The 18635-nt window shown below is 61.5% G+C and carries 17 protein-coding genes; 10 read left to right on the plus strand and 7 right to left on the minus strand.

Annotation, left to right across the window (positions count from 1 at the left end):
- Window positions 1-491: 491 nt before the first annotated feature.
- From C7S18_RS17850 to C7S18_RS17870, 5 genes are all read left to right on the plus strand, one after another.
- Complete coding sequence (locus C7S18_RS17850) at window positions 492-1229, plus strand: SEL1-like repeat protein (RefSeq protein ID WP_146151990.1); 738 nt, start codon at window positions 492-494, stop codon at window positions 1227-1229.
- Between the two features lie 646 nt (window positions 1230-1875).
- Entirely contained in the window at window positions 1876-2892 is a 1017-nt protein-coding gene (locus tag C7S18_RS17855) for a 3-oxoacyl-ACP synthase III (RefSeq protein WP_106892845.1), read from the plus strand.
- 97 nt (window positions 2893-2989) lie between these two features.
- A complete protein-coding gene (grxD, locus tag C7S18_RS17860) occupies window positions 2990-3307 on the plus strand; it encodes a Grx4 family monothiol glutaredoxin (RefSeq protein ID WP_106894089.1) in 318 nt (105 codons plus the stop codon).
- 7 nt (window positions 3308-3314) lie between these two features.
- The gene (locus C7S18_RS17865; protein ID WP_146151991.1) at window positions 3315-4007 is read left to right on the plus strand and encodes an SDR family NAD(P)-dependent oxidoreductase; all 693 of its coding nucleotides are present in this window, start codon (window positions 3315-3317) and stop codon (window positions 4005-4007) included.
- A 3-nt stretch (window positions 4008-4010) separates the two neighbouring features.
- Window positions 4011-4610 carry a YhgN family NAAT transporter gene (locus C7S18_RS17870; RefSeq protein ID WP_106892847.1) on the plus strand — a complete coding sequence of 200 codons (600 nt, stop codon included), beginning with the start codon at window positions 4011-4013 and terminating at the stop codon, window positions 4608-4610.
- A gap of 326 nt (window positions 4611-4936) precedes the next feature.
- Here the strand turns inward: C7S18_RS17870 and C7S18_RS17875 are convergent, their stop codons facing one another.
- The 6 genes from C7S18_RS17875 to C7S18_RS17900 form a co-directional block, all read right to left on the minus strand.
- Window positions 4937-6538 (minus strand): NAD(P)/FAD-dependent oxidoreductase, encoded by a 1602-nt coding sequence (locus C7S18_RS17875; RefSeq protein ID WP_106892848.1) that lies wholly within the window; start codon window positions 6536-6538, stop codon window positions 4937-4939.
- Window positions 6535-7272 carry a glycosyltransferase family 2 protein gene (locus C7S18_RS17880; RefSeq protein ID WP_106892849.1) on the minus strand — a complete coding sequence of 246 codons (738 nt, stop codon included), beginning with the start codon at window positions 7270-7272 and terminating at the stop codon, window positions 6535-6537. The genes C7S18_RS17875 and C7S18_RS17880 overlap by 4 nt, the downstream gene beginning before the upstream one ends.
- On the minus strand, window positions 7269-8060 hold the full coding sequence (locus tag C7S18_RS17885) for a beta-ketoacyl synthase chain length factor (protein WP_106892850.1): 792 nt from the start codon (window positions 8058-8060) through the stop codon (window positions 7269-7271). Before C7S18_RS17885 ends, C7S18_RS17880 begins: the two co-directional genes overlap by 4 nt.
- The gene (locus C7S18_RS17890; RefSeq protein WP_240623923.1) at window positions 8057-9253 is read right to left on the minus strand and encodes a beta-ketoacyl-[acyl-carrier-protein] synthase family protein; all 1197 of its coding nucleotides are present in this window, start codon (window positions 9251-9253) and stop codon (window positions 8057-8059) included. Before C7S18_RS17890 ends, C7S18_RS17885 begins: the two co-directional genes overlap by 4 nt.
- Before the next feature lie 152 nt (window positions 9254-9405).
- Window positions 9406-12156, minus strand: a complete 2751-nt coding sequence (locus tag C7S18_RS17895) for a beta-propeller fold lactonase family protein (protein WP_106892851.1) — start codon at window positions 12154-12156, stop codon at window positions 9406-9408.
- Window positions 12157-12171: 15 nt separating this feature from the next.
- Window positions 12172-12600 (minus strand): hypothetical protein, encoded by a 429-nt coding sequence (locus tag C7S18_RS17900; RefSeq protein ID WP_106892852.1) that lies wholly within the window; start codon window positions 12598-12600, stop codon window positions 12172-12174.
- 249 nt (window positions 12601-12849) lie between these two features.
- Between C7S18_RS17900 and C7S18_RS17905 the strand changes: the two genes are divergently transcribed.
- The 3 genes from C7S18_RS17905 to C7S18_RS17915 are packed head-to-tail and all read left to right on the plus strand — an operon-like array spanning window position 12850 to window position 14928.
- Complete coding sequence (locus tag C7S18_RS17905; protein ID WP_240623924.1) at window positions 12850-13422, plus strand: RNA polymerase sigma factor; 573 nt, start codon at window positions 12850-12852, stop codon at window positions 13420-13422.
- A 54-nt stretch (window positions 13423-13476) separates the two neighbouring features.
- Entirely contained in the window at window positions 13477-13989 is a 513-nt protein-coding gene (locus tag C7S18_RS17910; RefSeq protein ID WP_106892854.1) for a hypothetical protein, read from the plus strand.
- Window positions 13990-14007: 18 nt separating this feature from the next.
- Entirely contained in the window at window positions 14008-14928 is a 921-nt protein-coding gene (locus C7S18_RS17915; RefSeq protein WP_106892855.1) for a DUF4097 family beta strand repeat-containing protein, read from the plus strand.
- 280 nt (window positions 14929-15208) lie between these two features.
- Here the strand turns inward: C7S18_RS17915 and C7S18_RS17920 are convergent, their stop codons facing one another.
- Window positions 15209-16963 (minus strand): 3-hydroxybutyrate oligomer hydrolase family protein, encoded by a 1755-nt coding sequence (locus C7S18_RS17920; protein WP_170113338.1) that lies wholly within the window; start codon window positions 16961-16963, stop codon window positions 15209-15211.
- 210 nt (window positions 16964-17173) lie between these two features.
- Between C7S18_RS17920 and C7S18_RS17925 the strand changes: the two genes are divergently transcribed.
- Both C7S18_RS17925 and C7S18_RS17930 read left to right on the plus strand, forming a co-directional pair.
- Complete coding sequence (locus C7S18_RS17925) at window positions 17174-17968, plus strand: 3-hydroxybutyrate dehydrogenase (RefSeq protein ID WP_206207923.1); 795 nt, start codon at window positions 17174-17176, stop codon at window positions 17966-17968.
- Window positions 17965-18615, plus strand: coding sequence for a response regulator (locus C7S18_RS17930; protein ID WP_106892857.1), 651 nt, complete (start codon window positions 17965-17967; stop codon window positions 18613-18615). Before C7S18_RS17925 ends, C7S18_RS17930 begins: the two co-directional genes overlap by 4 nt.
- Window positions 18616-18635: the final 20 nt, after the last annotated feature.

Genomic DNA, 18635 nt, shown 5'->3' on the forward strand with positions numbered 1-18635 from the left:
TCAAACTTCCAGGCGGCAACAAAAGGCAATTGGTTACTGGACCCGTGCTTGACGTCCATGTTCCAACAGGGCTTGACGCATGACCACTTAAGGTCAGTGTCAGCGTGGTTTCGGTAGGCACTTCGATGCTTGGGTGTCGGACGAATTTCATTGGCCGCTCCTAGTCGTGTATTGGCGCGACGAATGATCCCGGATGGGCCTCGCGCAGATGGTCGCGAAACGGGTTCTTTCTGGTCTCACTTTCTTTACAAGTACTTCATCAGACGAATTCGCCGGTACCAGGGGCGCACCCACCACAGGCGCGCGTCCGCATGGCGGGTGCGTGAATGAGTCATTCGCGCACTAAATCGAATGCGACCCTGCCATCAGTCATGCAACTATTTTGCGCCTTGGCACTCTCTATGACATGCGTCATCTGCAGCACTTTGCTTTTGGCACATGATTCGAGCAAAAACTTAGGCACAATGACCGGGCCATTCAGGAGGTGGCTTATGAAACGACTAATTCAGGGAATGATGGTGGCGTCGCTGTTGACGGTGATGGGCACGGCAGCTGCCGGTAGCTCCAAGGACAAGATCGAATCGGTTCCGCATCAAATGGCGGGCTCCGAAGCGTTCCTCCGGTATCACCCCGATCTGCGCTGGCGTCGCGAAGGCGTTAAGAGCTTCGACGAAGGTCGCTTTGATGATGCGCTCGCGCAGCTCAAGCGGGCGGCCAAGTATGGCGACAAGCCCTCGCAGGGCCTGATTGCCGAGATGTATTGGAAGGGCAACGGTGTCGAGACCGATCGCGCATTGGCCTATGCGTGGATGGACCTCGCCGCCCAGCGCAACTACAAGTCCTTCACCGCGATGCGCGAACTGTATTGGAGCAAGCTGACGCCAGACGAGCAGAAGCGTGCGATCAATGTGGGCACGGAGATTTACGCCGAATATGGTGACGACGTGGCGCTGCCGCGCATGACATCAGTGCTGCGCAAAGCCAAGCGTGACGTCACTGGTTCGCGCGTCGGCTTTGTCGGTAACTTGGACATGCAAGTGCGCGCCGAAAACGGCGAGTTCGCCAAGATCAAGGGCGAAGACTTCTACAAGGATCAGTTCTGGGAACCGGAACTGTATGTGCAGTGGAAGGATGAGTTCTTCGAGAATCCGTTTGGCGGCACGGTTGATGTGGGCGAATTGCGCCGCGAGGAAGAGAGCAAGACTGCCGCGGCCGAAGGCAAGAACTAAGCCGTTGGATGTAGGGAATCGTGTTGATGTGGGAGTTGCGGCCTAGCGCGTCTACCATTGGCACAACGAACAGGCCCGGCCATGCCGGGCCTGTCGTTTTTTGGGTTGCCGGAACCGGGGCAGACACGGGGTCCGGCCCTACAGTCAGAGGGTTCGTAGGGGCAGACCCTTTGTCTGCCCGGGTTTGTCGTGCCCCGGTCCGTCGTACGCCGGTTCGCTCGGAACTCCGGGCGCATCCCGGATCAGACCGATGCACCCAACCCGTAGGGGCAGACCCCTGTGTCTGCCCGGGTTTGTCGTGCCTCGGTTTGCCGTGCCCCGGTCCGTCGCACGCCGGTTCGCTTGCGACAGGGTTGATGGTGGTGAGATCGCCCGAAGCGCCGGTAAGGCAAGATTGTGGCCAAGGCAGACACGGGGGTCTGCCTCTACGGTTTGAAACACCGCGCGCGTCCGGGTCTAGAATGCGACTGATTTTAAGGAAATCAAACACTTGGCAGATTGCGCGAAACATCCAGGCGGCAATCTGGCGATCGCTAGCGCCGCCCCAAGCTAGCACCCCAACCCGGCTCTTGCTTGTCACGTCGGTGGATTCGGGCTAGCCTGCACGGTCTAGGCGGCCCTGGACCGCCCGCTCAGGGAAAACACCATGATTTACAAACACGTAGCCATTGCCAGCGTTGCCCATGTGGAGGCGCCGATCCGTCTGACCTCGACCGAGATCATGGAGCGTTTGCAGCCCACGCTGGATCGGCTCGGAATACGCGACAATCTGCTTGAGGAAGTCGCTGGCATTCATGAGCGGCGTATTTGGGACGGCCCCGTGATGCCCTCTGACGCCGCCACGATGGCTGCGCAAAAAGCGCTGGCCGAGTCCGGCATTCCGCACGAGAACATCGGCATTCTGATCAACACGTCCGTGTGCCGCGACTACATGGAACCGAGCACGGCGTCGATCATTCACGGCAATCTGGGCTTGTCCGATACGTGCCAGAACTTCGATGTCGGCAATGCCTGCCTCGCGTTCCTGAATGGCATGGACATCGCTGCCCGAATGATTGAGCGCGGCGACATCGAATACGCGCTGATCGTTGATGGCGAAACCTCGAACGAAATCACCGAGCGCACGATCCAGCGCCTGCTGCAGCCCGATGTGACCGCCGAGCAATTCCGGAACGAGTTCGCGTCGCTGACGCTTGGCTCAGGCAGCGCTGCGATGGTCATGGCGCGCGCCGAGCTTTACCCCAATGGCCACCGCTTCATTGGTAGCGTCACCCGCGCCGCGACGAACTTCTCGCACCTGTGCCGCGGCAACTTTGATCGCATGGTCACCGATACCCGCACGCTGCTGGTCGAAGGCCTGAAGCTCGCGGCCAAGACGTTCCAGGCCGCGCGCGCCGCACTCGGCTGGGCGGTGGACGAAATCGACGAATTCGCGATTCACCAGATCAGCAAGGTGCACACCTCGGCCATTTGCGATCTGCTGGGCATCGACCCGAAGAAAGTGCTGTTCCTGTTCCCTGAATTCGGCAACATCGGCCCGGCGTCGGTGCCGATCGCACTCAGCAAATTGAAGCAGGCGGGCCGGCTGCAAAAGGGTAAGCGTATTGCGCTGCTCGGCATTGGTTCGGGCCTGAATTGCTCGATGGCGGAAGTGGTCTGGTAGTCCAGAACGCTTGAAAGGCGCGTTCGGCGCGCCCATGTTCGCGGTGCCGACCGGCTACCTGGCCGGGCCAGGTTTCGAGTATCGAAGGAGTCAAGCAATGGAAATCATCAACGAAATCAAGCAGACGGTCGAATCGCACCCGATCGTGCTGTTCATGAAAGGCACCCCGCAGTTTCCGATGTGCGGCTTTTCTCAGCGCACGGCGCACGCGCTGAAGTCAGTTGGCGCCGAGTTTCATTCCGTCAACGTACTGGAGCGCCCGGACATCCGCGCGAACCTGCCGCGGTTTTCGAACTGGCCGACATTCCCGCAGTTGTTCATCAATGGCGAGTTGATCGGCGGTTGCGATATCACGCTGGAACTGTTCGAAAAGGGCGATCTCGCACAAATGGTGCGCGACGCACAATCGGCCTGATTAGCCTGTGAGTATTGAAAAGCCGTGGAACGGCCGCGTCATGCTGGTCACCGGCCCAACGGGCGGCCTGGGTGGCGCGTTCGCACGCGCGGCCGCTGAACGAGGCGCCACCGTGGTGCTGGCAGGACGTCGCATTCGGCAAGTCGAGCGCCTGCTTGATGAGATCATTGCGCTCGGCAGTGTGGATTCAGCGATCTATCCGATCAATTTCGAAGGCGCGACACCACTCGACTACGAAGAACTGTTCACCACCGTTGAGCGGGAATGTGGCCGGTTGGATCTGTTGTTCCATGGCGCGGCGCAATTCGAAGGCCTGATGAGCATTGAGCAGATGGGCGCCGAAAGCTGGCTGAAGCCATTCCAAGTGAATTGCCATGCCGCACAATGGCTGACGCAAACGGCCCTACCCTTGTTGCTCGCGAACAAAGGCCAGATCGTGTTTCCGCTCGAAGACCCTGAGCGTATTCAGAACGCCTATTGGAATGCGTATGGGGCGTCGAAGGCGGCGGTTGCCGTGATCGCGCATCACTACTCGGAAGAGCTGGAAACGCGCGGTGTGCGTGTCCATGAATTTCATCCCGGCCCGATGCGTACGCAACTCCGGGCCCGCGCCTATTTTGGCGAAGACGCCAACACGATTCCGACTGCCGATAGCAAGTTGCCACCGCTACTCGCGGCGATTCAAGCACACTGGAGTTAAGCCATGAACCAGGTTTTGCCTACGGCCCTGATGCTGTTTCTGGTCATGGACTCGTTGGGCAATGTGCCCTTGTTCCTGAGCTTGTTGAAAGACCTGACACCGGCACGCCGGCGTGTGGTCCTCGCCCGCGAGTTGCTGATTGCGCTCGGCGTACTGCTTGCGTTTCTGTACGGCGGTCAGAGTTTGCTGGCGCTGCTCAAACTGGAACAGGAATCCGTATCGATCGCCGGCGGTATTGTGCTGTTCCTGATTGGGCTGCGAATGATTTTTCCGACTGCTGAAGGCGTGTTCGGTGATATTGAAGGTGGCGAGCCGTTGATCGTGCCGATGGCGATTCCGTGCATCGCCGGACCATCGACGATTGCGGTGTTGCTGTTGCTGGCACAGCAGGACCCGAGTCGGATCAATCACTGGGCGTTGGCGTTGCTGATCGCGTGGGCTGCTGGTGGTGTCGTGTTGTTCTCCGCCACCGCGTTGTACCGGTTCCTCGGCAAGCGCGCACTGGGCGCGCTGGAAAAGCTCATGGGCATGATTCTGGTCGCGCTGTCGGTGCAGATGCTGCTCGATGGCATTCGGAGCTTCCTGCAGTCCACGCATGGTTGATTCGAGGCGCTGGGGTGTCCAGCGTATGTTCCTCGCAAGATTGATTCGGGCCTGAAGGCCCTCCTACAAAAAGGCAACAGACCCCGCTGCAAGCGCGGCTACGAGCGAGGGTTTTTGTAGGAGCGGCTTCAGCCGCGAACGGTGATGCGGCAAGATTGGTTCGGGCCTGAAGGCCCTCCCACAAGCAGTAAGTGATCCTGCCGCAAGCTTGGTTCGCGGCGGTGGTTTTTGTAGGAGCGGCTTCAGCCGCGAACCAAGCTTGCCGCAAAATCGTTCGGGCCTGAATGCCCTTCCACAAGAAGGAACGCCGCAAGCGCAAGCGGCCCTCAGGCCGCCCGCTCAAACAAATACGGATGCTGGGCAGCCACGGCTTCTTGCAGCTGCGCATGAATCGGATGCTGCGCGAGACTCGGGACATCGGCAACGGCGCGTGCGGCAATTTCGGCTGCCAAGGTCTTTAACATGGCCACGTTGTCCAGCAAACGCTGCCGATACGAAGCATCATCCAATTGATCCTGCAGGCTGCGATTCAATTCTTTGAACCAAGGCAGACTGGCCTGATCCAACATGCGCTTCGGATTCGGCTTCTTCGAGGCAGCCGACCACTCGCGCAGCAAATCCTGCACGGCAAAATTCAGTGCTTTGACTTGCTCCAACGGCTCACGCAAACGCGACAGGCTCACCAAATCCGTCAACCGTCGCTGGAAGAAGATCTGCGCCAGGATGCCCCAATAGTAGGCATAGTCCCAGATCACCTTCGTCGGCATCACTTCGGCATCGCCAAAGATGCGGTACTGATCCTGATACAACGCCATGGTGCTCTCGAAGAACGAGAAGTAGAACTGCTCGTAGATCCGCGCGTATGGCGCGACCGGTTCACCAGCGCGATCCTTCGCGATCAGCTCGGTGATGTAGGTATTGCTGATCGCGATGAAATCCGAACCCGGGCTGTAGAACGGGTCCAGAAACACGCCCGCCTCGCCGGTCAGCGCATAGCGATCACCCGAGAACACCTGCTTGCAGCCGTAGGAGAAATGTCGGAAGAACAGGAAGTCCTGCAGTTGCTCCTTTTTGTCCTTCAAGACGGCGTAGAGCCGCGGCTGAAAGCGCTCGAACCAACTCAGTGCTTTCTCCCAAGTGTTCATCGTCTCCAGCGGATGAATCGCCGCATCGCAGACGATGCCCACTGAGTGACTGCCGGACGCGAGCGGAATCAACCAGACCCAATAGCCCTCGCCACACAGGTGATTCGTCGACAGCCAGCGCGAACGTGGATTGCAGCGTTCGAGCCAGGACTCGTCCTGGACCCAGTCGTTGATATCGATCCGTTCGCTGATCCGAAACCACACCGCATTGGCGTTGTGTGGGTGATCTTCGGCAAGATCCAGTTTACGCTTCAAAAGCCCAGCGCGACCGGCGGCATCAACGAGCCAACGAGACGAGTAGGAAGCCTTCTCGCCATGACGCTCCACCACGCAGCGATGCATGGTCTTGCCATCGATTTCGATCTCGCGCACGACCGCCGCGTCGAGGAACTCGATGCCGCGCCGCGCGCATTCCTCGGCCAGATCGTTCTCGAAAATGCCGCGATCGATCTGCCACGAGCCGGTTGGCAGAAACGTGCTGGCACCCAACTCGGTGACGTCGTCGATCTGCTCGCGCCCTTCCGAAAAAAAGAACCGGAAACCGAACTTCTTCAGCTGGTTTTGCATCAGCAACGGCTTTAGGCCCAGCACCGACTCAAAGTAATTCGCCCCGATCTCCACCGTCGATTCGCCGACCTTGTGCGCAGCAACCGGCACCGGATGTGCTTTGCGCTCCACCACACGGATCGACAAATCGGCGAATCGTTGCCGAAGCTGCAAGGCCAGACTCAGGCCGGCAAGGCCACCGCCCAATATTAGAACATCACTGTGCGTCGTATTCATGCGCCCAATCTCAGCGGCCGGCGCGTCAACGAACGGTAAAGACCTGGCAAATAGAGCCCACGTTTGACGATGCGCCAGAAGATCATACGGGTGATCCGCCAGACATCCAGGAGCGGCCGGAAGTGACTCGCCCGCCGGCCTTCGTGATAGCGCGCCTTGATCGCGATGGAGCCGATCGGCGTGCCGACGCGGGCCGCTTCGATCAGCATTTCGCTTTCGAACACGAAGCCTTCGCTCTGCGGGAGGTTCATCTTTGCGAGCATGGTCAACGGGTACAAGCGATGCCCGCATTGCGAATCGAGCACATTCTGGCCACAAGCCCAGCTGACCCAGAAATCGGCAAAGTGATTCGCGAAGCGGCGGATACCCGGCTGCGCTTCGCGACCAATTTCGCGCGCGCAGAGCAACATGGCATCCGGTCGCGCCTGATGCGCAGCGAGCATCCGCGGCAGATCCTCGGCATGATGCTGGCCATCACCGTCCATGCTGATGACCGCCGTGTAACCGAGCTTGGCCGCGAGTGCAAACGCATCACGCAGACTCTGGCCTTTGCCCTGACGCTCGACGTGATGAATCACCTGGATCGGCATCGCATCCACGATCGCACCAGTCTGGTCTTCCGAACCGTCATTGATGACGATCACCGGCAAGCCCTGGTCGAGCACGCCTTGGACGACGTCCTGGATCGCGGCTTGTTCGTTCAGCGCCGGAACGGCGACCACAATGCCACTCATGGCTGCACCTGCACATGCAGCTGCCGACCGCTGCTCAAGGGGAAACTCAACGCTGCTGGCGCTGGTTGCACGAACGCCGCGAATAAATCCAGACTCTGTGTCAACGGATGCCCGGGATGCCAATCGCGGAGCACGTTCGTGGGCAAACCTGGCAATGCCGAATCGGCAATCGAAAGTTGCAGGCGCGCCTCGCCCCCCAGAGGCTCAGGCGAAAGCACGAGCGCATGCCCCATCGCGATAGGGCTCGCACAAACTTCGGCCATCGGCCCGCGCGCCTCAATGTCGTAGCACACCAACAGCACGGGCTCTTGGCTGCTCTGCACTTGCACCGCCGTCTCCAGCAGCGCTTCAGCAAACGTCGCCTGATTTGCACAGAGCGCGGTGGAAGCGCGCATGCAGTTCGTGCCGATCGTCCAATAACCCACGGCGGCGTTGTGCACGGAGTTATGAAACTTGGTCGGCGAAATCATGTTCGGTGCGCTGGCCAAGGTGTCGCACATATAGTCGCTGATCGCGAGATCGCCGTAGCAGGACGCGAACACACTGCACAGCGTTTGTGGCGATATCCCCGCCTCCGCACACGCAGTCTCAGCGAGATACAGCGCAATGGCGACCGTATCAGGCGCACGACGGCGTTCGGTTGGCGCGAGCACCGTGTTCTGCGGGCGCGCCGAGCGTGCCTCGGGCTTCTCCGCGGCGCCCTGTAACAGGGCTTTCGCAGCCGCCCAGTTCGGCGCATAAGGTGCGTGCAGGGCAACGCTCTTGATCGCTACGTCCAAGGCATTCATACCTGCCCCCGTTGAAACACCAGCGAGGCATTGTTGCCACCAAAGCCGAACGAATTGCTGAGTGCGATCCGGAGCGGCGCGTGTTCGTTGTCGAGCCGGATCTGCGGCCCACAGACTGGATCCAGGCTTTGGCTGTTCAAGCAACCTGGCGCCAAACCGGCTTCGAGCGCGAGCAGGCAAATCACTGCCTCAACGATGCCTGCCGCACCCAGCGTGTGACCCATCCAGCCCTTGGTCGAACTCGCGCGGGTCGTGGCCGGGAACATCCTGGCGATCAAGCCCGCTTCGACCTCATCGTTCTTCTGGCTGGCCGTGCCATGCATATTGATGTAGTCGACCTGATCGGCACTGAGTCCGGCGCGAGCCAATGCCGCTTCGATGGCGAGGCGCGCACCGAGGCCTTCAGGATGCGGCGTCGACATGTGGTGCGCGTCGGAGCTTTCGCCCCAACCCAGCAGTCTCGGGGCATCGGGCGCTCCGTCGCGTTCGAGCAATGCGAATCCGGCCGCCTCGCCAAGGTTGATCCCACGGCGCGCCGGGTCGCAAGGCCGACACGGTTCGGGCGACACTAACTCCAACGCATTGAAGCCAAACAACACCGAGCCGCACAGCGTATCGACACCACCAACGATGGCCGCATCAATCACCCCCAATCGGAGCAAGCGCTCGGCTTGCGCGAACACTTTGGCCGATGAGGAACACGCCGTAGCCGTCGTCAAGCAGGGCCCGCGCGTACCGAGCACGCGCCCCAGAAAATCGCCAAGCGAATGTGGGTGATGCACGGTCGAGCGGCGCAGGTCTTCCGGAAAGCGCTTGTCTTCGGTCAATCGACTGTAGGCCTCTTCGCTCGCGCCGATGCTTGCTGTGGACGTGGCCAGCAACAACCCCACGCGATCCGCACCGTAGCGAGCCACAGCGGCCTTCGCTTGTTCCAGAAAGTTGTCAGCGTTTAACCCAAGCCAAGCCAGTCGATTATTGCGGCACTCGTGCACCGACCAAGCCTCTGGCAGGGCTTGTTCTTCCAAACCTTGAACGCGGCCAATGTAAGTCGGCAGCGGACTGGGTCCGAAGTCATTGGGACGGAGCCCGGTCTGGCGATTCGTCAGGGCCTGAAGCAGCGCAGACCGACCCACGCCACAGGCGGTCGTCGCGGTATAGGCGGTGATGCTCACCGGTTGAATCTTGCTGCTCACACCTGTTCTCGGCCGGAAATAGCCTGACAGTATATCGGAGCGGCCTTGCCGAGGCCGAACGGCAGCCGTCCAAGCGCGCCGCAAGCTGATATCCGCGCAAATCCGCGCCCGGCACGAGACCGGGCGCAGCGCCAATCAGTGCGCCTTCCTGGCTATTCGAAATCGTTCGCAAACAATGTGTTACTGAGCGTGGTGCACCCTGCGTTGAAGGCTGCTGTAAACGCAGTCTGGTCGGCAGCATTGACCGTCGGCAACGCCGTCGTCGGGTCTAGCGAGTGGTTGAAGTTTGCTTTCGGACTGGTCGCGTTGAAGGCGACGGTGAACGCATCGACATCGGCCTGGGTGTACGTGCCATCCAGGTTGTAGTCGGCGAGGCACGCGTTGCTCGGCAGGCTGGCGGCGTTGTCCGGGCTGGAGCCAGCGTTCGTTTCGTTCCAATCCAAGAATCCATCGCTATCGCGATCGACGCCCGCACGGTAGGCGGTACGCGCCCCGACCGCCGTGAACGTCACGACGCTGGCAGCGGTCGCCGCATCGCGGAGCGCCGTCAGGTCGACGAAATCATTCTCGCGATCGGCCAGCATGAAGCCTTGGGTAATGTAGACATAGCCGCGGCTGACTCCCGCGACGTTGCGTTCGGCAATCAGGCCGATCGTGCCGGCATTGGCCAAGGTTTGTAGGGTCGACAAGCGTGCCAGCGTGTTCGCGTCGGCATTGTTGCTGCCATCAAAGCTGACTTGCTGGCCGATCGCGGCATGCGTGCCGTTGTCGAACGCGATCATGAAAGCTTCGACATCGCGACGGGCGGTTACCGCTTGCTGTGGTGGGCCGAAGTTGAAGCCGACGCTGAGCAACGCATTCAGATTGTCGAAGTCAGAATTGCTGTTGAAGCCGAAGCCCTTACTGTTGTTCTGGCTGCCAATGGACCAGCCGACCTTTTCGTACATGCCGCGCAGCTGCGCCTGTTTCATCGCCTGCGGGGCCGCGGCCAATTGGGGATCATCGATTCTTCGCGTGGTCCCCGCTGGGCCAGCGTGACACGTTTGACACGTCGCACCGCCGGGCAGCACGGGCTGCGTTTGAAAAATCGTCTGTCCCGTATTGGGATTGCCGGTCTGGCCATTCGACACCGGGATCGATGTCGGCATGGTGTTGTCGAGATTGCGGAACGGATTCGGCGGGTAGCGAACCGTGGCAATGAAATCGGAGAACTGCTGCATCGCAGTCGCATTGGGTTGCGCATCAAGACCTTGCAATCCCACAAACGCCGGCGCGAATGCCGCTAGATTCTCGCGGTCGCCACGCCAGTGCAGAGGCTCAGTGCCGACGATCCCTTGCAGGCTTTGCGTGACCAGCGGCCCCTTCATCGGGTGCCAAGGGCGGCAGTTGCCCGGACCCTGCACACACGTCTGGTTCACGGTCTTCATGGCGCCACTCGGATCACCCAAGTCCCAGGCCAGGAAATCGGTGCGTGCATCCACATGGCAACCCGCGCAGGCCGTTTGGCCCAAGCCGCTACCGGCGTGCGTGTCGTACAGCATTGGGCGACCGAGTCTGACGGCCGTGGACGTCGGATCAAAGAAACTCAAACGCGACGCTTCTTGATTGGTATTGGTGTCGACGACCGAAATGCTGGCATCGAATTTGTTCAGCACATAGAGGCGGTTGACGGCTGCATTCAGCGCCAAGCCCGTTGGCCCCTGCCCGACGTCAATTCTGGCGAGACGCGTGCCGGTCGCATCAGTCTTGATGAGGTTGTTCGAGCCCATGCCACTCACCCAAGCCGTGCCGTCCGCATTGAACGCGACGCCACGCGGATCACCCAACGACTGCTCGCGCGCAGTCGGGTCCAGGAACGTGCTCTGATAGTCGAGATGCGGGTTCAAATCAGCGATCAACGTGTTGGCGGGGTTCGCAGCAGGAAACGAGCCCGTGCGTACCCGCACGAACTTCGCTTTGACCTTGGGCTCGAAGCGCTGTTCGTTTGTCGCTTCGGTGCCCACGGTCAGCACGCGGCCGTCAGGGGCCACGCCGATCGCCATGACCGTTGTCATCAGGCCGTTCGCATAGCTCAGACTGTTGTTGCTCGTGTCGATGATCGCCACGTCGTGATCATGAAAATTCCACGTCACGAAGTTGGTCCAGTCGCGACTGTTGCCATCGCGGAATCGCCCATCGGCCGAGCGACGCACAATCTGTGCGACCGGCGGCGGCGTATCGAGTCCCCCTGCAATCGGCGGATCAAACGTCGTACCAACATTCGGTGGCGGGTTCTGGCCGCCATACGGGCCGCTCGCATTCGAGACCACCGGGAAGTCGATGATCGTGCTGGTGTTGCCCGACTCAAACAGCGCGACATACACCCGGCTGCCGTCGGCACTGCGTGCCAGCGCGCGCGGCTCTTCGCCCTGAATCGGCAGCACGGTCGGCGCGGTCGCCAAGCTCAGCGGATTGTAGACATGCACCTGATTGAGCTGCGACATCGACACATAGGCCCGCTCGGGCGTGCCGGCGAACACCACGTCGGCGGGCTCGTCGCCAGTCAGAATCGTGCGGATCACGCGGCCGGCGTTCAAGTCGACGATGCTGATCGAGTCCGACAGATGATTGATGACCCACGCCTCATTGGCTGTGCGAAAGCGCACGCTGACCGGCTCCACGCCGACGCGGACAGTGCCGGCAGCACTGAGGTTGCCACCGGCGTCGACCGTAAAGATCTGCAGACGCTGGTCAGCAGTATTGACCGCCAGCAGCCGGGTCTGATCGGGGCTCAGGTCGAGCGGATGGACGTGCGGAGATTCCCAATTGAGCCAGGCGTTTTGCGCGAAGGCGGCTGAGGTCGTGAGAAGCATCGCCAGGGCGACAAGACCAGCGGTGGTTCGGGATGAATTCGGGCGCTTCATGGTGAGTCTCCCTGTTTATCGCGCTGCGGGCGCGGCCGGCGTTTGCGCTGCGGGACCGCGGTCCGGACACTGGCCGTCGGCTCGCAGGCTGGCGCCTGCGGAACGCCGCCCAGCGCGCATTTGTTCGAAGCGTTGCAGCTGGTCCGGATTCAGGATTTTTGCAAGTTCGCCCCGGAACTGCTCCTGCAAAGCCCGCTCGGCTCGCATTTGTTCACGATGCAATCGAAACAGGGCCAAATGTTGTTGCTCGGATAACGCGTCGACCTTGGCCAGCGCCTCACCCTGGAGATCCAGCATTTGGCCAAGGTCCGGCGGTGGACCGGGCGGTTGATTCTGGCCACGACCGGGGCCAGGCTCTGGCCCGGCCATACCTCGTGGCGGCAGTGCCGCAGCAGTACTGAGCAGCATGGCACTCAGCAGGATGACAGTGAGTTTGAGTTTCATGGCGTCTCCCTCGGTGGTTAGGCCCGTTGCATCGGGTCAGAACCTGGTGCCGGGCCGCATCTGCGGGGAATTTGGCCAGCACCGAGGTTCTGATGGCTGGCACGTTACGGCGCAAATTTGCAGAGGCCCTGGACAAACCGTGGAGAAATTGGGGAGAAACGAGCAGCGCCGGGTCTATGCCGTTCGATCTACAACAACGGCCTAAACCTATTCACGCACTCGGGCATCGAATGGGGCATGATTCTCGCAATGAGCCACCACGACAGCTTCGATTCCTTCACCCCGGCGTTTACCGACGGTGCGGATACGTCGCTCATCAAGAAAGCCGTGGGCGGTGACCGGCATGCATTTGAACGCCTGTACCGCCGCCATTCCGGGCGAGTGTTTGCCGTGATCCTGCGGCTGGTGGGCCAGGATCAGGCGCGCGCTGAGGACTTGACGCAGGACACCTTTGTCAAAGTCTGGCAGAAGCTGGCTGACTTCCGTTTCGAAAGTGCCTTCTCGACGTGGCTGCATCGGCTCGCGGTCAACACCGCGCTGATGGCGCTGCGATCTGAGTCGGGTATGCAGGTCGAGGCGGATGGGCTGGAGCAGGTCGCCGACATGCCCATGCCGGAAACACTGAAGCCGGAGCATCGAGTCGATCTCGAAGTACTGATCGGCAAGCTGCCACCTCGGGCACGCGCGGTATTGGTACTGCACGATGTCGAAGGCTGGAAGCACGAGGAGATTGGTGCCGAGCTCGGCATTGCGGTGGGCTCCTGCAAAGCCCATCTGCATCGCGCCCGGCAGTTGCTCAGCAAGTGGCTGGGCAACCCATGACGATTCAACCACTGACTGCCCAGGACGGCGGCACGCTGATTGGAGTAAGCACCCATGGATGAACTGGAATATCGACGCCTGCTGAAAAAGCTGCCCGAGCGGATCGAGCCACAACGCGATCTGTGGTCCGGCATCGAAGCGCGCCTCGTCGACCCGGCGAAGCGCCCGCTGGCGAGACAGCCGTTTCCGTTTGCGATTGCTGCGTCCTTGCTGACCGCAGTGCTGCTTGGTGCATGGGTGCTCGGCCAATCGGGTGTCAGTAATCAGACGCCCGAGACCGCTAACGCCAGCCTGGCGCAAACCAATCTGCCCAATCTGGTGCGGGCGCGGCAGGCGATGATGCTGGAGTCGGCGGCAGCCTGGAATGAAATCAGCAGCCACGATGAGCGGACGCTGATGCAATCGGCCAACCCGGAAGTGTTCGCTGCATGGCTGGAGCTTGACGGCGCCGAAACCGAACTCGAGGCCGCGCTGAAAAGCGCCCCGCAAGCCGAATTTCTGCTGGTTCGCCTGAAACATGTCGAACTGGAAAAACTCAAACTGGCGCGCCTCGCTGCCAGCGTCTGATCCAACAAGGAGCCTCACATGAACGGACTTTCGAAATCCCTGCTGCTCAGCCTGATCAGCACCTCTGCGTTTGCCGCGACCCCCATTGCCAGCACGGTCAAGCCTCTGAATGCCGAGGGCGTATTGGAAGTGTCCAATGTTTCCGGAGCGATCACCGTGACCGCTTGGGATCGCAACGAAGTGAGCTATTCCGGCTCGCTGGGCGAAGGCTCTGAGCTGAAGGTCAGCGGCACAGCGGATCGTCTGGTGCTGGAAGTCGAAACGAAAGAAGGCAAAGGCGGCGGCAGTGGCTGGTTCAGCTGGGGCGGCTGGTCGGGCAATGGCCCGAAGGAGCCGACGACGCTGACCATTCAGGTGCCGCGCGCGGCCGGCCTGGATTTGTCGGCCGTGAGTGCGAGCATTGATGTCCGCGGATTGGTCAGCACCCAAGATATCGACGCCGAGTCCGTGAGTGGCAATGTCCGCGTCGAATCGCAGGCGGGCGAGATTGACCTGAGCTCGGTGTCGGGCGACATCGTGTTTCGCGGCAAGGCCACGTCGGCCGAGCTCGGCACCGTGTCCGGCGACGTCGAAGTCAGCGATGTGATGGGTGATGTGTCGGCGGACTCGGTCAGCGGCGATGTGTTGGTCCGCGGCAGCGCGATCAGCCGGTTCGAGGGCAGCACCGTGTCTGGCAATCTGCAACTCGACGGCTCACTCGCACCAAATGCGAATGTCAGCATGGAATCGGTCAGCGGCGACCTGAGCCTGTTGCTGCCAGCCGACACGTCGGCACGCGTCAATGGCGAGAGCTTCTCGGGCTCGGTCAGCGCCGATTTCCCGGTGAATGTGCAGGACGAAGACGGCCCGGGCAAAACTTTCTCGGGTGAGTTTGGCGGCGGCAATGCCCGGATCGATCTGGAATCGTTCAGCGGCGACATCGAGCTGCGCCGGAAGTAATTGCAAGCGGACCGTTCAGAGATATTTGCAGGGGCAGCCACGTGTGGCTGCCCGGATTCGGCACAACGGCGCAGCCACGTGTGGCTGCCCAGATTCGGCACAACGGCGCAGCCACGTGTGGCTGCCCGGATTCGGCGCAACGGCGCAGACACGTGTGGCTGCCTGGGTTCGGGTTCCAAATTGATTCGTCGCACGCCGCGGGCAGACACCGGGGTCTGCCCCTACGGGTTATGACGGCAGCCGGTTCAACGGCCGCGGATTTGGCTCGCGTTGGTGCGCGCTAGCGGTCGGTCGGAAACGCCCCGCCATCCAGATATGCCCGCATCGCATCCATGGCCTGATGGGCCTCGGGCAACAGCGGCTTCGCTTTGCCAGCCATGACCGGCAGCGCGAGAAAGGCGTCGAAGTGCTGGGCATTCGGCACGCGCCAGAAGGCCAGATTCGCCACCCCCCGCGTCCGCGCTGCCGCGACATAAGGGGCGCTGGTGAACGCAATGGGGATCAGGGCATCCTGCTCACCGTGCACGATCAAGGTGGGCACTTTCGGTCGGGCAGTCGCGCGGATGCTTTGCAGACTCTGTTGCAGCACCAAGCCTTGCGCCTCGCGCATCCCCTCGTGGCGCAGGCGATGCAGGCACAGCAATCCGGGCAGATTGGGGTCATCGCCGGTGGCCAGGCCATCGATGATCTGCACCCCCGCCGACGGCGCGAGACCTGACGCATCGGACCACCACAATGCCTGCTCCGCCGGGGTCACCGCTCGGGGTTGGCCGGACGCATCGAGCACGGCAAAGCGATAGTCGCAGACGGGCGCATCCACGCCCGCCCGCGCATAGGTCTGCGCATACGCTGCCAGCACGCTGCGCCATAGATCAAACGCGAGATTCATGCCGGCCCAATGCATGGCCTCCGCACTGAATCCGAAGGCGTTCAGTCGTTCGGTCGCCGAAGCGGCCTGGGCGGCGATGTCATCCCCACTGATCCACCCAAGTTGCCGGAGAGACCGACAACGCTGTTCGGCCTTCGGCTTCCAGGCGGCATCAGGCAGGAACGCCGGGGCATCGCCTTGAAGCAATGCGCAGGGCTGCAAGATCGCGGCCTCCAGCGCGTAATCGAACAGCGCGGGCTGCTCGGCGATCTGCACGTTTGGCGCGGCGGCCACAACCGCATCGAGCAAGCCGTCCTGATCCTGCTCACCCGCTCGCAACACCGCGGCTGCGCCGTTGGACAAGCCGAATGCCACGACCCGCGTGTTGCGGCGATCAAAACCGCCATGGTCCGGAAAGGCTTGATTCAGAGCGTCCAGACCGAACTGCGCCGCCTGCAGCACATGCTGGCCCCAGTCGGCTTCCGGCAAGTCTTGCGAGTGCGCATGCTTGATTGCAACCAGGTCACTCGCCGTGGCGACAGGACGAAACACGTTCGCAGCCGCATCGCTCACGGTACCGTCCACCGCCGTCCCTTGCCCAGTCCGGGGATTGAACCAATCGGTGCCCGCGCCTTTGTCGGTATACACCACCGCGCAACCACGACGCAGTGCGTAGTCGCCCACCGAACCGATCGCGCCATAAATGCCGCGCGATCCGGAAGACGCCGTCACAATCAAACAAGGCGTATCGGCGTTGAAGTTGTCGGGAATCTGCGCGAGCACCCGGTGTGGAAAGCGCGCACCGGCAACGGTGCGCAGGCTCGCAAACTCGCGCCCCGGGACAACCGGGATCGCCGTCACGGTGCCCACCAGATCGACAATGCCCCGCCAGCTCGCGTAGATCGCGCGCTTCCGAAGCTCGGCCGCCGTCGGTGCGGCCGGATCGGCTAGGGCCGGCACCGCTCCGAGTAAGCCGGAACGACCAAGGCCGGCAGTCAGCAGATCGTCGTGGTCGCGGTGCGTGGTTACCAACATCGGTGTCGCCTCAGATTGCGTCGCCTCAGACTGGGGGACGGTTTGGGTCGGTGTCATGGCACAGCCGATCAGCACCAGAGGCAGCATGCCGGCAGACGCCGCCCGCAGCGTGTTCAACAACAGGATTCGCATGGGATTCGGAGCCATTCATGGATGGAGGGGAGCATTGCAGGAATCGGGCACAGTCGCCCAGCGTTGAGGATGGCCGCCACGTTCGCCCATTGGCAATTGGACCTAGGTCCAGGTCTGTCGCCAAAGGCCCAGTGCTAGCCTCTTGGTCTAGGTGCGGCGGACGTCCAGGATCGTTCGCAGCTAAATGCTCAGCATTCGGAGAACCCATCCATGAATCAACCGCCATTATTGGGCCAACGCGCCTTGGTGACCGGATCCAGTTCCGGCATTGGCCTGGCTATTGCCAGAGCGTTGCTGGAGGCAGGCGCCGAAGTTTGGGTCCATGGCCTCGCGAGCCCGGCCGAAGTCGATGCGTTGCTGCACGACTTGCGCCTGGTGGGTCCGGCCCATTTTGTCGGGGGCGATCTCAGTGATCCCGCTGCCATTGTCGGCATGATCGAGGCTTGCCCGCCGCTCGATATTCTCGTCAACAACGCGGGCATTCAGTTCACGGCGCCGATTGGCGAGATGCCGGCGGCCCAGTGGGACCGGATCCTCGCGATCAACTTGAGCGCCGCGTTTCACACAATGCGTTTGACGATGCCTGGCATGGGGCAGCGCGGCTATGGGCGCGTGATCAATATTGCATCGGTGCACGGGCTGGTCGCATCGATCCACAAGTCGCCCTATGTCGCGGCGAAACACGGACTCATCGGCCTGACCAAGGTCGCGGCGCTCGAATACGCGGCGCTTGGGGATCGCGCATCGGGCGGCATCACCGCTAATTGCATCTGCCCGGGCTGGGTGGAAACGCCTTTGATCGAGCCGCAGATTGCGGCACGAGCGGCCGCCCATGACGGCGATCGCGTGGCCGGAGTGAAGGCGCTGCTCGCCGAGAAGCAGCCCAGCCAGAGAATGAGCCGCCCGGAAGACATCGCGGCGCTCGTGGTCTTCCTCTGTCGCACCGAAGCACATAACCTGACGGGAGCAGCCCTACCCGTGGATGGCGCCTGGACGGCACAATGACCCGCATTCTGATTGCCGATGATCATCCCCTGTTCCGCCTCGCACTGAAGCAGGCGCTGGGCACGGTGGCGGATGCGGCAGTCCTGTTTGAGGCGGAATCGTTGGCGACCGCCCGGCACGTGTTGGAACGGGAACGGGAGCTCGATCTGTTGGTATTGGACTTGCACTTGCCCGACAGCCAAGGGTTGATGGGTTTGGCAAGTCTGCGGGCCGAATTTCCGAGCGTGGCGATTGTGATGATCTCGGCGAGCGAAGACCCGGGCACGATCCGTTCAGCGCTGGCACTCGGCGCGGCGGGCTATATTCCGAAGCGGGCGAGCCTCGATGAACTGGGCCACGCCCTGACGACCATCCTGAACTGCGAATCGTATGTGCCAGACGATATCCGCCAACAGCTCGACAGCCTGCCCGAGCCGAGTGCCGATGATCGACTGGCGGAGAAACTCGCCGCGCTGACACCGCAGCAATTCCGAGTGCTGAGTCTGGTGGCCGATGGCAAGTTGAATAAGCAGATCGCCGATCAGCTGGGCATTCAGGAACGCACGATCAAAGCGCATCTGTCGTTGATCTTTCAGAAGCTCGGCGTCAGAAATCGTACGCAGGCATCGGTGCTGCTGAAGTCGCTGCAGCGGCATGAGAGCAGTTGAGTTGGGCGATGAATACTTCG

Origin of the sequence: Ahniella affigens, assembly GCF_003015185.1 — a bacterium.
GTDB lineage: Bacteria > Pseudomonadota > Gammaproteobacteria > Xanthomonadales > Ahniellaceae > Ahniella > Ahniella affigens.

What these genes read in the sequence shown, in the direction of transcription:
- C7S18_RS17850 (WP_146151990.1), top strand. Translation starts at nt 492, where the DNA reads ATGAAACGACTAATTCAGGGAATGATGGTGGCGTCGCTGTTGACGGTG.
- C7S18_RS17855 (WP_106892845.1), top strand. Translation starts at nt 1,876, where the DNA reads ATGATTTACAAACACGTAGCCATTGCCAGCGTTGCCCATGTGGAGGCG.
- grxD (WP_106894089.1), top strand. Translation starts at nt 2,990, where the DNA reads ATGGAAATCATCAACGAAATCAAGCAGACGGTCGAATCGCACCCGATC.
- C7S18_RS17870 (WP_106892847.1), top strand. Translation starts at nt 4,011, where the DNA reads ATGAACCAGGTTTTGCCTACGGCCCTGATGCTGTTTCTGGTCATGGAC.
- C7S18_RS17875 (WP_106892848.1), bottom strand. Translation starts at nt 6,538, where the DNA reads ATGAATACGACGCACAGTGATGTTCTAATATTGGGCGGTGGCCTTGCC.
- C7S18_RS17880 (WP_106892849.1), bottom strand. Translation starts at nt 7,272, where the DNA reads ATGAGTGGCATTGTGGTCGCCGTTCCGGCGCTGAACGAACAAGCCGCG.
- C7S18_RS17885 (WP_106892850.1), bottom strand. Translation starts at nt 8,060, where the DNA reads ATGAATGCCTTGGACGTAGCGATCAAGAGCGTTGCCCTGCACGCACCT.
- C7S18_RS17895 (WP_106892851.1), bottom strand. Translation starts at nt 12,156, where the DNA reads ATGAAGCGCCCGAATTCATCCCGAACCACCGCTGGTCTTGTCGCCCTG.
- C7S18_RS17900 (WP_106892852.1), bottom strand. Translation starts at nt 12,600, where the DNA reads ATGAAACTCAAACTCACTGTCATCCTGCTGAGTGCCATGCTGCTCAGT.
- C7S18_RS17905 (WP_240623924.1), top strand. Translation starts at nt 12,850, where the DNA reads ATGAGCCACCACGACAGCTTCGATTCCTTCACCCCGGCGTTTACCGAC.
- C7S18_RS17910 (WP_106892854.1), top strand. Translation starts at nt 13,477, where the DNA reads ATGGATGAACTGGAATATCGACGCCTGCTGAAAAAGCTGCCCGAGCGG.
- C7S18_RS17915 (WP_106892855.1), top strand. Translation starts at nt 14,008, where the DNA reads ATGAACGGACTTTCGAAATCCCTGCTGCTCAGCCTGATCAGCACCTCT.
- C7S18_RS17920 (WP_170113338.1), bottom strand. Translation starts at nt 16,963, where the DNA reads ATGCGAATCCTGTTGTTGAACACGCTGCGGGCGGCGTCTGCCGGCATG.
- C7S18_RS17925 (WP_206207923.1), top strand. Translation starts at nt 17,174, where the DNA reads ATGAATCAACCGCCATTATTGGGCCAACGCGCCTTGGTGACCGGATCC.
- C7S18_RS17930 (WP_106892857.1), top strand. Translation starts at nt 17,965, where the DNA reads ATGACCCGCATTCTGATTGCCGATGATCATCCCCTGTTCCGCCTCGCA.